We start from the raw sequence: 14,366 nt of genomic DNA on the forward strand, positions 1-14,366 counted from the left end.
AAAATTATAAAATGTTTTCATATACTCCAAACAATCGATTGCGAAAGATTTTCGAAATTATATTTCCCCATAGATTTTAAACCATAAACCCTTAGAAATCAATGAAATTAAATTTGAGCAAACTCGAAAAATATTTCAGGTCAAATTTTAGCTTTTCGTTAAGTTTGGGTGAATAAACTTTTATGGATTCAACACTTACATTTCTACTAGCACAAAAAATTAAAACTGGCTTCATTACTTACATGGAGCTTTTCAGCACCTACACTCGTCTCGCGCCAAAATATTTCAGGGAAAAAGCATGGCATGCCACACATCTCAACAATAAACAACGACTTCGACTTTACAAGGATTTGCTCTTCCCCCTAGCTGCTGAATGCTCTCAAATGCTGGGAGACAAAGCCGCTGATTCGGCTAGCTGGATAAAGATTAAATCTGAGTACCAATTGCTTATTTCTAAAAGGCCTGACCAGGAATTGGCAGAAACTTTTTTCAATTCAGTGATCAGGAAGGCTTTTCCAAAGATGACTGTAGATGAGGATTTGATGTTTGTCATGGAGGGTTTTGATTCATGCACAGTCAGAGAATCCGATGCACTTCTGAGAACTTACCCTTCATTCTTAGGCTTGGAAAAAAATGTTCGGCAGATTCTTGATGATTATGACTTTGGCGCTCCATTTATGGACAAAGAGCAGGACATCAAATTTCTGATAGCAAGTGTTCGGAAGGTAATTTTGACACGATATAGGGTTGGCCCTGATACTAAAACGCAGATTTTAAAATCAGTTTTCTATCGGAACAAAGCTGCCTACCTGATCGGAAGGACGTTTTTGGGACATAAATGGATGCCTTTCATCATTCCTGTACTTCACGGTGACAAAGGTGTATTCGTAGATACGCTGATTTTTGACCCTAATCTAATGAGCAGCATGTTCAGCTTTACACGCTCGTATTTTATGGTCGAGGCTGAAGTACCCTCATTAGTGGTAGGATTTCTCAACTCGGTAATTCCACACAAGAAAATCCACGAGCTTTACAACGCCATAGGATTCAATAAGCATGGCAAAACTCTTTTCTACAGAGATTTTCTTCATCACTTGGACTCTAGCAATGATCAATTCGAAGTGGCGGCTGGGATTAAAGGAATGGTGATGACTGTCTTTACTTTGCCGTCTTTGAATATAGTTTTCAAAATGATTAAGGATCATTTTGAACCACCGAAAAATATGACCCGCCAAGAGGTCCGTGAAAAATACAAACTAGTTTCTCTCCATGATCGAGTAGGAAGAATGGCTGATACGCATGAGTTCGAATACTTCAAAATCCCCATAGAACGAATCAGTCCTGAACTGATGATTGAACTTCGAAAGACTACCAATTCAATGTTGAAGATTGTAGAATCTCATCTTATTATAAAGCATTTATATACAGAGAGGAGAATGGAACCTTTAAATCTATTCTTAGGACATTGCAGTACAGAAGAAGGACTAAGAGCAGCTGAAGACTATGGTAGAGCTATACTTCAGTTGGCGCAGGCAAATATTTTCCCTGGAGATATGATGACCAAAAACTTTGGTCTGACGAGACAAAAGCGAGTGATTTTTTATGATTACGATGAGATTGAATTTTTGACGGACATGAATTTCCGGGTAAAACCAAAAGCAGAAACCTATGAGCAGATTTATGCTCCAGAGCCTTGGTATTCTATTGCAAAAAACGACGTGTTCCCCGAAGATTTCAAGCGGTGGATGATTGGCCGAAAAGATCTCAAAGATAATTTCCTGGATTATCATAAAGACCTTTTTGATCCGCTTTATTGGCAGGAAATCCAGCAAAGAATTGCCGCTGGCGAACTCATTCATGCCTTCCCATACCCGGACGAAATCCGCTTCCGACCTGAGGAAAAGATTTAAGTTCAAAAGTTTATTTCTTAGATACGGCTGCAACCGTTATTTTTGCATTCTGGGTTTAGCCCATAATCACCCCATGAATGAATTCTGAATCACAACCAAATATATCTCCCCCGCAAGTCAAAAAGACTAAAACCATATTTCTGAATACCTCCGAAGATGATGACAGACCTGTCTACATCTCAGGTAATTTCAATAAATGGGCCACTCAGGACCGTCGCTTTCAGATGAAGAAAATCGCCATTGGAAAGTATGAATTTACTTTTCCAGAAGGTGAAGAATTCGAAAACGAGCTTATATATAAATTCACAAAAGGTGATTGGTCTGAAGTAGAAATAGATCGCTACGGTAACCGCTCACTTAATCGGCATTGGAACAACGACAAAGAAACTAAGACTGAAAAAGTAGCAAAATGGCGTAAAAACTGGCTACCCTATCGCCCAAGTCAGTTACCTAAAATTCATTTGATTTCTGAGGAATTTGAAATTCCACAACTCAATAAGACTAGAAAAATCTGGGCTCTTTTGCCGCATGATTATGAAACAAGTGATGAGCAATACCCAGTTCTATATCTCCATGATGCTCAAAATCTTTTCAACGAAAATGCCAAATTCGGTAACTGGCAAATAGACAAGAAGCTTGCCGTGATGTCAGACTATGGCATTGGCAAAATCATCATCATAGCTGTGGAACATGGAGAATCTGAGCGACTACAAGAATACAATGTTGGAAAAACTGTGCTTGGGATAGGAAGTGGTAAGAAATACATTCGCTTCATCACCGACACATTAAAGCCTTTCGTGGATAAAACTTTTCGCACCAAAACCGAGCGGGAATTCACCGGAATCGGCGGAAGCTCCATGGGTGGTTTGGTTAGTATTTTCTCAGGTCTCATTTATCCAGAAGTTTTCGGAAAATTGATGGTTTTTTCACCGTCACTTTGGGTAATCCCAAAAATCAAATTTGGTTTTCTGGATTTTTTCGAACCTCTGGAGACGCGCCTTTACTTGTATGCAGGAGGGAATGAAAGCGAAACGATGGTAAAGCACGTCACCAAATTCCGTAAGCGCCTTCTCAAAAGAGAAAGTCTGAATGGAAAAATGAAGATCCGTCTCAGCATCAATGAAGAAGGTAAACACAACGAGATTTATTGGAGTGACGAGTTTCCAAAAGCCATAGAATGGCTGTTTTTCAGTACCAAAGAAGACTAAATCATCGAAAGCGACACACTATGCAGTTCAAGATCTATACAGAAAACAATGATAATTCATTACTTCTGATCATCCCTTTAGTAGGTTCAAACACAGCAGAAATCCTAAAAGAAAAACTCAATGGCTATTCGGTTAACGCCTCGCTTTTCTCTGGAAAAAAAGATACTTCCTACCAACTCGAACTCAATGGAAGGCTGATATTGCTGATAGGCTTAGGAGAAAAAACAGATTCTAGCAGTATCGAAAAGGCATTTCGAAGAGTTCTTTCAAAAAATAAAGAATTGGTTGACAAATCAGTTTCCATTGATTTCTCACCCGAATTCTCATCCGAATTAATCGAAAGTGCTTTAGTTGGTTTTCAACTTGGTGATTACAACATCGGTTTTTTCAAACAAAAGAAGGAAGATCAAAAAGACTTCACTGACTTAGAAGTCAATATCCTTTCTTCCATATCAGAACTAGCGCAAACCATTAATCGAGCTACAAAAACTGCTTCCGCCAAAATTGAAGGATTCAAATTGGTTGACCTTCCTCCCAATGTGATAACACCTGAATATTTAGCTAGCTGGGCCGAAAAGCAAGGTAAAACACATGGTTTTGATGTGAAGATTTTTGATCAGGAAAAGGCAAAAGCTGAAGGTCTAGATGCTTTTTTGGCTGTAGCCCGCGGAAGTGCAAAAGCACCTAAGTTCATCATCATGGAATACAGACATCCTGATGCTAAATCTCACCTTGGCCTCGTCGGGAAAGGAGTCACTTTTGATACTGGAGGATTGAATATCAAGACGCAGGGCATGGTGCACATGAAATCCGACATGGGCGGTGCTGCTGCCGTGCTGGCTGCGACGCAGTTAATTGCTGCACTTAAACTCCCAATTAATCTCACATCCATAGTTCCCGCAGTGGAGAATTCTGTAGACAAGGATGCGTATCTTCCTTCGGAAGTCATCGGATCTCATGCTGGATTAAGTATAGAAGTGATCGATACGGATGCTGAGGGACGATTAATTTTGGCAGATGGCTTGTCTTATTTGGTGAAAAACTACCAAGTAGATCAACTGATTGATTTGGCAACTCTGACGGGAAGCAGTGTTGGTACCTTTGGTTATGAGTGTGGAGCACTTTTCTCTAATTCCGATGCTATTTCAGATGCGCTACGTGAGGCTGGAATGCAATCTGGCGAAAAAGTCTGGCCACTTCCCATGTGGGAAAACTATCGGTCTGAGATGGACTCAGAGATAGCAGACATCAAAAATTATCATGGCAAACCTATAGCCGGAGCGATTACAGCTGCTAAATTTCTGGAAGCATTTATCCACGAACATCCTTCTTGGGCGCATTTGGATATAGCGGGGGTAGCATTCGGAGATAGTGAATTTTCAAAAACCAAATCAGGGACTGCTTTTGGAGTCCAATTATTGCTTAAATTCATCGAAAATCAATTGTAATTATGGGTGATCAGGGCAAGACCTTTCTTTGCATTTCCAACTTTTTTAAGGGAAATGCTTTTTTGATAGAGCTAAAGAAACAAGGTAATCGAGTGTTTTTGATTACCTCCGAAAAGCTTAAGGACAAGCCTTGGGCATTCGAATATATTGATGAAATTTTCTATATGCCTGGTCAGGATTTGGACTGGGATCTGGAGATACTGATGAAAGGTGTCGGCGGATTGATGAAGCAGCATAAAATCGAAAGCATCGTCGCACTAGATGATTACGACGTGGAAAAAGCTACTTATCTCCGAGAGTGCCTTAGAATCCCAGGCATGGGACAGACTACAGGAAGATTCTTTCGCGACAAACTTGCCATGCGTATCAAAGCACATGATTCATACATAAAAGTCCCAGCATTTGCGCCGCTCTTCAACGACGACGACATTAATCAATTTGCTGACCATATCCCTGCTCCTTGGGTTCTAAAACCACGATCCGAAGCTTCAGCTCATGGAATAATCAAGGTTCATGACAAAGAATCGCTCTGGGAAAATATCCATCAATTGGGAGATAACAGGTTGTATTATTTGGTGGAGCAATTCAAACCTGGAGATGTGTACCATGCAGATGGATTGATGATTGATGGTAAAAATCTTTTCTGCTCTGTTTCGAAATATTTATCCACTCCTATGGAAATATCTCAGGGCGGTGGGATTTTCCGATCGGCAAATTTGAAGTACGGATCTAAGGATGAAAAGGCTATTAAAAAAGCAAATGCTGCTGTCATGAAGGCTTTTGGTATGAAATCAGGGGCTTCGCATACTGAATTTATCAAATGCCGTGAGGATGGAGAAATCTACTTCCTAGAGACTTCCTCGCGAGTAGGCGGAGCACATTTAGCCGAAATGGTAGAAGCAGCCACTGATATCAATCTGTGGGCAGAATGGGCGAAAATAGAAGATTCTCTTGCTAAGAAACACAATTACCAACTCCCAAAAGTTGCCAAAAATTATGCTGGAATCTTGCTTACTCTTTCCAAATACGAGCATCCTGATTTGAGTAGTTTTAATGATCCCGAGGTTTACTTTAGAGTGCCGTTGAAATACCATGCTGGCTTAATAGTGAAGTCAACCAAGAAGGATCGTGTGATGCAGCTTTTGGATGATTATGCAGTGCGAATCGCCAACGAATTCTCTACAGTGGCAGATGCTCCTGAACTTAAAAAGTTTCATTAAAACCTCTATTCAGATTGAATAATCTGGTCTATTGACGCTCCTCTACTACTCAAAACTTCTCCTCTACTCCCAATCCAAATAGTGCAAAGTCGTATTTGACCGGATCATTCGCATCAAATTCCCGAAGTTTCTGAGTCAATTCCAGCGCAGTAAGCCAATCGGTTTGCTTTCTGGTGATCATACCAAGCTTCCTCCCCACCCGATCTACGTGCAGATCACAGGGGCAAATTAATTGAGATGGCGAGATGCTTTTCCAAAGCCCAAAATCAACACCCATCTCATCATCTCGCACCATCCAACGCAAATACATATTGATTCGCTTGCACGCCGCCTTGCGGCTTGGCGTAGCAATATGCTTTCGTGTCCGGGGAGGAGAATCAGGAAGGGAAAAGAAGAATTCCTGAAACCTCGTCAAAATAGATTCCATAGAATCTACATTGTCCGTTTGACCAATTAGAAAGGCTTCCTCAAGAGAACTATGATTTCTGTAAAACCAACTCAAAAAATGGATAAAATAGAGCGTATCCACATCATTGAAGGTTCTATGTTTGAAATTTAGGAAGGGTTTCAAATCCTCATCTTGATGATTCAGCAGAAAATCATGAGGGGAATCATCCATCATCTGTAACAACTCTATACACTTATTAATAATCGTCTTTCGCTGACCCCATGCCAAAATAGCAGCGAAGAAACCAGAGATCTCGATATCTTCTTTCTTAGAAAATCTATGAGGAATCGAAATCGGATCAAGAGTAATAAATTCTGGGCGATTGTACTGCTCGACTTTTTCGTCTAAAAAATCCTTGAGATTATGCATCAAAGCGCGACCTTAACTTCTCCGCCCTGTGTCCCATCAAACCATTTGAAGGAAAGTTCATTATCTACTTTTTCAGACACATGCCAATCGAAACATTTGATATTCGTAAGTGAGCGGAGGGAATCTTCATCCGGATCATACAAGCAAATGTCGAAATCCGGCAAATCCTTAGATTCAGTAGTATTCCACTTTTCCAGAATAAATCCTTCTTCGAGCACGCGTACTTTTTTTCCAAAAACAAAATCTGAAAGAACAGACGGCACACCATCTTTTCTTCTAAACTTGAATCCGGAAGGCCCAAATACAATTTGCTTGATCAATTTAGCTTCTAGCAAATTACCTGAATGAGGCAAATCCTCCCATTCCGACTCTTTTAAAACAACTGTCTTTCCTTCTGGGCGAAGTCTATTCAGGAATCTAGAGACCAATGAAAACAAGTAAGTCACGCCAATGAATAGCACACCGAAGCTCGCCAAAATCGGATAGGAAACAACAAAAATCAAATTCCAAATAAATCGGAAAATGTGATGGAATATAAGTTGGACTTTATTCATAGCTCGAACGCAAAATTAGCTTTGGCTTTGCGGAAACCAAAATTCCCTCTTAAAACCTAAGGTGCAAACTATAGGTTCAAAACAAAAGAAGACCGCCATTTCTAACGGTCTTCTTTTTTTAAGATAATACTTACAACTTTTTCTATCTGTAAAAAAGCTTCATAGAATTTGATGAGCACTAAAAATTAGGTTACGTCGGTCATCCTACATCGGACTTTCACTCTTTAATACATCACCTCTACAGGGAATCGACCATTGACAGCTTTCAGCTGATCGAAGGCTGCCTGAGAAAGCTTGATCACTAACTTGCTGTTGTCACCTGTTTCAGGAAGTGTACCAACCACTCTAGCAAAAATCGTCACATCATTCTCCTCATTCTTCACCCTCATGATGGTGCCCACTGGAGCAGTTCTGTGAAGAACCAAGTATTTCTTGTGTCCGCCAGTTCCTTGGATTAACTCTGCCTGGCCGGTTTCCTTGATATTCTTAAATCCACCAGAAGTATTGGCATCTGCTGGCTCCACCATCATTTCATCTACACTAGAAACCACCCTTGGCGTACCAATTACCGGCACAGTAGATTCTTGCATAGCACCACGACCTACTTTGAGAACTTGACCTTGTTGTAGATTATTTGAAGTCAAAGCATTCCATGTAATCAGATCTTCCACACGCGATGAATATTGACTGGCGATAGAAAAAAGAGTTTCTCCCACTTGCACAGTATGTGATCTCCATTCTCCAGGAACCATTGGTTTGCTGGTTTCTACAGCAGCTTCGGAAGTTGCAGATTTAATCGCCTCAGGTTTCGGAGATGGAGTTACCTTCTCTTTTACCTTTGGAGCTTCTTCGGTTTTCTTAGCTGGCTTCTCTTTGCCCTTAGTCTTAGTTATCTCTGTCGTCGAAGCAATTGCCACAACTGGCTCTTTCTCCACTGCTATTGGCACAGCTGGCTCGATAATTAACGATTGACCCACACTAAGATCATTTCCCTTCAAGCCATTTTCCTTCATCACACTTTCTACGGGCACTCCGTACTTTTTGGAAATGGAGAAAAGCGTCTCACCAGGAACTACATTATGCAAAACCGAGCCTGCTGGAAGTTCAGCCATTGATACAAAAGGCACTTTGATCGTCTGACCTATTTTCAACCCTTGTTTCAAGACAGGGTTTGCCTCTATAATTTCACTAACAGGTGATTTGTATCTTCGAGAAATCCCGAAAAGCGTTTCCTTTGGATCCACTTCATGCAAAATAAAAGACTGATCTCCTATGCGCTGAACACCCACCGAATCGATAGATACTAGCTCAGAAGCCATTGACAATGAGGATGAAAGTGAAAAAACAAGAAGAAAGGACCAGAAAAACTGTGATCTATTATTCATAGGGATGTGCTGAATTGGGAGTAAACGAATTAGAAATGCAAGATTAATTTCCAAAGTCACGAGGCGCAAGAATTATGCTAGAAAAGAAATGGGCTGATCGAGATCCTGTAATCCCTGCAAAGATCGAACAATAGTCCAAGAATCGGAATTTAACACTGGAAAATACATTAACAAATCTCAGCTATCTAAAGAAAAGAATCAGTTATTACGCGTATTTCGTATCTTTTATCATTCGAACATGCCTTCCTAAAATGAAAATCTATTTCAGCTCCTTACTCATTTTCCTTGTACTTTCTTCGCAACTAGTTCTAGCCCAAACGGATACTGGAATTGATAAGAAGGTTTTTACATTTAAGATCGACACCGATATTGATCCCGCCATGACACGTCGGGTGAAATTGGCTCTGGAAAAAGCGGATGAAATCGATGCAGATCTGATTATTATTGACATGGACACTTATGGCGGCGCGGTAAATGACGCTGATGAAATCAGAACTATGATTTTGAATTCTACGATACCGATTTATGTCTTTATCAATAAGGATGCAGCTTCTGCAGGCGCGCTGATTTCCATTGCTACAGATAGCATCTATATGGCACCGGGTGCAAGCATAGGAGCAGCCACCGTAGTAAACGGCACTGACGGGGCAGCCGCTCCGGATAAATATCAGTCGTATATGCGTTCAATGATGAGAAGTACCGCTGAAGCGCAAGGTCGTGATCCAAAAATCGCAGAAGCGATGGTGGATGAGAAAATCGAAGTAGAAGGCATCTCTGAAGCTGGTTCAGTGATTACATTCTCCGTTTCTGAAGCTGAAAAATACGGTTTTTGCGAAGGTCAATACGATTCGATTAAAGATATTCTTGAGTCGCAAAATCTCGGTGATGCTTCAATCATAGTCTATGAAACCAGCTTATCAGAAAAAATAATCGCCTTTTTCTTAAGTCCTGCTATTAGCGGGTTTTTGATTTTGATCATCATCGGAGGGTTATATTTTGAACTACAAACTCCAGGGGTTGGCTTTCCCATTCTCGCTTCTATGGTAGCAGTATTGCTTTATTTCACGCCGTACTATCTCAATGGACTGGCCGAGAACTGGGAGATCTTAGTCTTTTTTATAGGAGTGATTTTGCTGGCTGTGGAACTTTTTGTGATACCAGGTTTCGGCATATTCGGTATCCTGGGTATCATCGGGATTTTGACAGGCTTAGTCCTTGGGATGATTCCAAATCAAAATTTCAACTTTGATTTTGTTCCCGCAGCAGATCTTTTCGGAGCTTTGCTTACTGTTATAATAGCTGCAATTGCCTCAGTTGGCTTAGTCTTTTGGCTTACTCCAAAAGTGAATGAATGGGGAGCATTCAAGACTATCACACTAGCCTCTACCCAACAAAGTAGCGAAGGATACACATCATCTTTTTATGCAGATACTCTCAAAGGCAAAACAGGAGTAGTCCATTCACGACTCAGACCAAGTGGAAAAATAGAAATAGACGGAGATATCTATGACGCCTATTCCCGAGGAGAATTCATAGATCAGGGAGAAAATATCATTGTCATCTCCACTGAAGGCACTTCGCTGAAAGTGAAAAAATGGGAGGCTTGATAGAAATTGGTAAGTTTGCGCCATGAACACCTCTCAGACGATATACGACCTGATCGGGGAAGCAAAGATCCGATTACTTAGCAAGTATTTCTATCAGGAAGTTGCGAGAAATGAAGATCTCAAAAAGCTTTATCCTGAAAATTTGGAACCTGCGGAAGACCATCTATTCCTTTTTTTGCTTCAGGTATTCGGAGGTCCTGAGACTTATTCAGATCAGCGAGGTCATCCGCCCCTGAGAATGCGTCATGCCAAATGGAAAATCGATGCTGATATGCGAGATCACTGGATGAATGCAATGCTTGTCGCTTTGGATCAACTTCACGTCGACCCTAAAGTCAGCAAAGCCATGATGAATTACTTCGTCAAAGCAGCAAATCATATGATCAATCATGCGTAATCTTATCGCTAGGCTATATTCGATTTATGCCACACTAGTTTTCGCGTTGAGCTTTCTGCTTATTTTTCCATTTATATTGATTTGCATCTGGATTCCCGGATGGCAAAAATATGGGCGAAAAATCAACCGCTACTGGGCAAGAGGATATTTCATCGGTATCTTTCTTCCTGTGAAGATTCAGAAAAGCCAAAAGATAGAAAAGGACAAACCTTACATCTATCTCGCAAATCACTTCAGCTACTTGGACATAGCTATGATGGGATTTATTCCCGGTGATGTCATGTATGTAGGGAAAGCCTCTATTCGCAAAGCGCCACTTTTCGGTTATTATTTCAAGAATCTACATATCGCCGTGGACAGAGATCGACTGAAAAGCAGAGCTGATACCATGAAACGCACTGATCAAGCACTAGTATCTGGGACTTCGGTGATCATTTTTCCAGAGGGGGGAATCTTCACCAAAAACCCGCCTGAGATGATTCCATTCAAAAATGGAGCTTTCCGAATGGCCAAAGACAAACAATTCCCGATTATCCCTGTCACTTTATCTTTTAATCATCTAATTTTACCCGACGACGGAAAATTACTGTTTCATTGGAGATCAGCCAAAATGGTTCTCCACGAGCCATTACTTCCTGAAGATTATGATTCTGAAAATGCTTTGAAAGAGAAATGCTTTCAAGTAATTCAAAACCAACTCAACCTTGATAATTCTATATCATGAAAATAGACACCAATTCAATTAAGAAAATTGCTCATTTGGCAAGACTGGAATTTGACGAAAGCAGTGCCGAGAAAATGTCGTCAGACATGAGTCAAATCCTCGATTGGGTGGAGAAATTGAATGAAATTGATACTGAAAATGTAGAACCGCTTACTACGATGTCATCTGAAGAAAATGATATGCGCGAGGATAAAATCGCCCATCAGCTAGATCACGAATCCGGAATGAAAAACGCACCAAAGAGAGACTCAGATTACTTCCGCGTACCGAAAGTAATGGAGTAACGCACGTGAAAAACACATTAAATACCTCAACCCTCTTTAAAATTACAGCCCTCCTATTTATCATTTCGGGAGGGCTTTTTGCGCTGTATTATCTCATCTTCGATCCTCAGCCCTATGTCAATATTCAGGCTGCATCGTTTTTAGATACCATTCCTATTCCTTTTGACTGGGTACAGATTGGCCCGATTTCCTTCCCTATTCAAGTTGATAATTTTCTGGTTTTTCAAGAGTTCAAAGCACTTGCTCCAAAAGTTTATCTCACCGAATCGTACATTTATGCTGGCATTGTCTGGCTTGGGGCTGTTTCTGTACTGACCTTGCTCTCAGAGTTTAAAAAGGCATATTTCATAGTCGGGGGTATTGCTTGGATCGCACTTCTCACTTTTAGCGACTTCAATGGACTAAACATCGGAGGACAAAGTGCCAATTACCCTTTAATTATACTTTTAAGTGCAACACTGATTCCCCTGATGTATTTTCATCTCTGGGGACAAAAAATCCATTTGGTAATCAAATGGGTAATTTTCTTTGTTGCGACATTCTCCGCTTTGGCAATTCTCATCACGGTAAGTCCAATCACAAGTCCGGAGATTCACCTTGCTGAGCATTCGTTGACTATAGGCTTTTGTCTTGCACTTGCTTGGGTTTTCTGGAATGGACACGGGGTTCTTTCCGGTGTTTACATTTTGCTGGCTAGAGCCAATAGAAATCTCAACTTGAACATAACTGTTCAAATCAGCATCATAGCCTTAATTTATATTGGATCACTTTTCTGTCTCCTGCTAGACTTGCAGGGAGAGTTAAATTTCCCATTCCCAGCATTCTCTCCTTTATTTCTTCTTTTGCCTCTTGGGTTATTTGGATGGATTTCTGTTGGAGAAAAAGTTGAGCAAAGTGATGAATTAGTATCTACTTCCGCAGTCATTAAGGCACTATATTTAATAGGCTTGGGCCTTTCATTATGGCTGGTCTGGAAACTTAAACTTTCAGGAAATCAACCTGCTGAAGAGCTTTTCAAACATCTCCTGGTGTATTCCCAAATTGGCTTTTCCTTATTCTTTTTCATATACCTCTTGGCAAATTTCATGTCAATCATGAACACAGGCAAGGCTGTAGAGAAGATCCTTTACAAGCCTTATTCCCTTGTCTATTATCATATTAGAATAGGTGGACTAATCGTAATTCTAGTACTCACCACCTATACCGGTGGAATAGTAGGAGTCCAAGCCAGTGCCATGACCAGTAATATTCTAGCGGATTATTACTACCAAACTGACAAGAAACTTGAAGCGAGTATCCTGTACGAAAATTCCTGGATGCGTTACCGCAAAAACCCCAAGGCCAAGTTTGCAACTGCACAATTGCTTCTAGACCTTAATCAGCCTACTTTGGCAAAGCAGCATCTGGAAGAAAGCTTTACTGAAGTTCCTCAAGTAGATAATATCTTACTTTTAAGCGATAGGCTGCATCAGGAAAACAATGTTTTCGAGGCTATTTATTACCTGGAAAGAGGCCTTTCTATTTTCCCAAACGAGCCACATTTGCTCAATAACCTGAGTTTGCTCTATACCAAAGTCAACAAGTCAACTGAGGGATTGGAGCTGATGAAAAATGCTGCAAGTGCTAATCCGGTTTTGCATTCGAATCTCACCGCACTAAAAACCAAGCTTGGTCAACCTGAAGCCGATCCAAATCAATCGTTGGATCTGATCTCCCAAATTAATGAGCTTGCTGCTTCCAATGCGCTAGCAAATGTTCCTTCTGAAGAGCTTTTGCAATCCATTAAAGTCAACTTGCAAACTGAAGATTCTCCCATGCTTATCAATGCTGGATGGAGAAACCTACTTTCTGATGTGAATAGAAATGATCCAAGTGCGGATTTGAAGATGCTAGATAGTTTGGGACAAAATCCTGAAATGTTGAACTATCTGATGTCACTTCAAGAAACTGCCGTGATTAGGAGTTTGGCGGCGGGAAGAGTGACTGAAGCAGTAAAGAATCTTAATGGTTTGGCCTTTCGAAACCCAAATGACGCAGGATATTACTTGCAACTTTCAGGAAGTATTTTGGCTCAAAATCTGGACTTTCAAAAAGCTGCGAATGAGTTTATCGCCGCTGAAGAGAAAGGTTTTCAAGGATTCAGCACGCATCACTGGAGCATTTTTGGTTTGGCAGGAATGCCGGAGAAAGCAGTAGAAATTCGGGAAAAGTATCAAATCCGTCTTCCTGCTTATCTGAATAATGAAGACTCTGCAATTTCCGAGTATTTGAAAATAATTGGCCAAATCCACCAAACTTCACCCCAGAACCTACTGTCTCAATGGCGGGCACTTCCCGAAAGTGAATTGAAAACGGACATAGCCATTCGCCTAATTGCTTACAAAGCACATGGTCTAGCCATAGAAGATTTAAAAGAATTAGAGAAATTTATTTCCGATAAAATAGGCCCGCAACCAGAACTTAAAGCATTTGTAAACAATCCAGATCTTAAGAATAAAGATGCAGTCAAATCCTTCATATCCTGGATAAAAGCAAGTGATGAACTAACAGCCAATCCTTACCTTAGCCCACTGATTATCAGTGCAGTAGAAATAAACACCGACCCTCTTGCTCAATATGAAATTTTAAATGCTTCCACAGAATTCAACCGTGACCCTATATTATGGATCAAAAAAATCAAGGCAGCAAGAGCGAGCGGTTTGGATAACTATGCGGAAGGTTCATTGGAACAATTAAAAGAATGGATAAGTGAAGAGGAACTAGAGAGGCTCCAGAATTTAAACTATTGATTCCTATTACCGTTTTTTCTGTA

Annotated in this window: 12 protein-coding genes; 9 read left to right on the forward strand and 3 right to left on the reverse strand. The window is 40.6% G+C overall.

Annotation, left to right across the window (positions count from 1 at the left end; translation table 11 throughout):
• The first annotated feature begins 182 nt into the window (after nt 1–182).
• The 4 genes from aceK to BVH04_RS07535 all read left to right on the forward strand — a co-directional run bounded on the left by aceK (nt 183) and on the right by BVH04_RS07535 (nt 5,786).
• Nucleotides 183–1,910: a bifunctional isocitrate dehydrogenase kinase/phosphatase gene (gene aceK / locus BVH04_RS07520; protein ID WP_086540865.1), complete on the forward strand. Its 1,728-nt coding sequence runs from the start codon at nt 183–185 to the stop codon at nt 1,908–1,910.
• A gap of 77 nt (nt 1,911–1,987) precedes the next feature.
• Nucleotides 1,988–3,118 carry an alpha/beta hydrolase gene (locus tag BVH04_RS07525; RefSeq protein WP_086540866.1) on the forward strand — a complete coding sequence of 377 codons (1,131 nt, stop codon included), beginning with the start codon at nt 1,988–1,990 and terminating at the stop codon, nt 3,116–3,118.
• A gap of 20 nt (nt 3,119–3,138) precedes the next feature.
• Entirely contained in the window at nt 3,139–4,566 is a 1,428-nt protein-coding gene (locus BVH04_RS07530) for a leucyl aminopeptidase family protein (RefSeq protein WP_086540924.1), read from the forward strand.
• Between the two features lie 2 nt (nt 4,567–4,568).
• The gene (locus BVH04_RS07535; RefSeq protein ID WP_086540867.1) at nt 4,569–5,786 is read left to right on the forward strand and encodes an ATP-grasp domain-containing protein; all 1,218 of its coding nucleotides are present in this window, start codon (nt 4,569–4,571) and stop codon (nt 5,784–5,786) included.
• A gap of 49 nt (nt 5,787–5,835) precedes the next feature.
• Here BVH04_RS07535 and BVH04_RS07540 read toward each other — a convergent pair whose 3' ends face one another.
• From BVH04_RS07540 to BVH04_RS07550, 3 genes are all read right to left on the reverse strand, one after another.
• A complete protein-coding gene (locus BVH04_RS07540; protein ID WP_086540925.1) occupies nt 5,836–6,603 on the reverse strand; it encodes a TIGR02757 family protein in 768 nt (255 codons plus the stop codon).
• A complete protein-coding gene (locus tag BVH04_RS07545; protein ID WP_086540868.1) occupies nt 6,603–7,157 on the reverse strand; it encodes a hypothetical protein in 555 nt (184 codons plus the stop codon). The genes BVH04_RS07540 and BVH04_RS07545 overlap by 1 nt, the downstream gene beginning before the upstream one ends.
• Before the next feature lie 224 nt (nt 7,158–7,381).
• Nucleotides 7,382–8,476 carry a LysM peptidoglycan-binding domain-containing protein gene (locus BVH04_RS07550; RefSeq protein ID WP_240510869.1) on the reverse strand — a complete coding sequence of 365 codons (1,095 nt, stop codon included), beginning with the start codon at nt 8,474–8,476 and terminating at the stop codon, nt 7,382–7,384.
• 317 nt (nt 8,477–8,793) lie between these two features.
• On the opposite strand from BVH04_RS07550, the gene BVH04_RS07555 reads away from it, so the two are divergent.
• The 5 genes from BVH04_RS07555 to BVH04_RS07575 are packed head-to-tail and all read left to right on the forward strand — an operon-like array spanning nt 8,794 to nt 14,343.
• Nucleotides 8,794–10,149 carry an NfeD family protein gene (locus BVH04_RS07555; RefSeq protein WP_086540869.1) on the forward strand — a complete coding sequence of 452 codons (1,356 nt, stop codon included), beginning with the start codon at nt 8,794–8,796 and terminating at the stop codon, nt 10,147–10,149.
• A gap of 22 nt (nt 10,150–10,171) precedes the next feature.
• Nucleotides 10,172–10,546 (forward strand): globin domain-containing protein, encoded by a 375-nt coding sequence (locus BVH04_RS07560; RefSeq protein WP_086540870.1) that lies wholly within the window; start codon nt 10,172–10,174, stop codon nt 10,544–10,546.
• On the forward strand, nt 10,539–11,270 hold the full coding sequence (locus BVH04_RS07565; RefSeq protein ID WP_086540871.1) for a lysophospholipid acyltransferase family protein: 732 nt from the start codon (nt 10,539–10,541) through the stop codon (nt 11,268–11,270). Before BVH04_RS07560 ends, BVH04_RS07565 begins: the two co-directional genes overlap by 8 nt.
• Nucleotides 11,267–11,554: an Asp-tRNA(Asn)/Glu-tRNA(Gln) amidotransferase subunit GatC gene (gene gatC, locus BVH04_RS07570; protein ID WP_086540872.1), complete on the forward strand. Its 288-nt coding sequence runs from the start codon at nt 11,267–11,269 to the stop codon at nt 11,552–11,554. The genes BVH04_RS07565 and gatC overlap by 4 nt, the downstream gene beginning before the upstream one ends.
• A 5-nt stretch (nt 11,555–11,559) precedes the next feature.
• Complete coding sequence (locus BVH04_RS07575; RefSeq protein ID WP_086540873.1) at nt 11,560–14,343, forward strand: tetratricopeptide repeat protein; 2,784 nt, start codon at nt 11,560–11,562, stop codon at nt 14,341–14,343.
• Nucleotides 14,344–14,366 lie beyond the last annotated feature (23 nt).

It is taken from the genome of Algoriphagus antarcticus (genome assembly GCF_002150685.1).
Lineage (GTDB): Bacteria > Bacteroidota > Bacteroidia > Cytophagales > Cyclobacteriaceae > Algoriphagus > Algoriphagus antarcticus.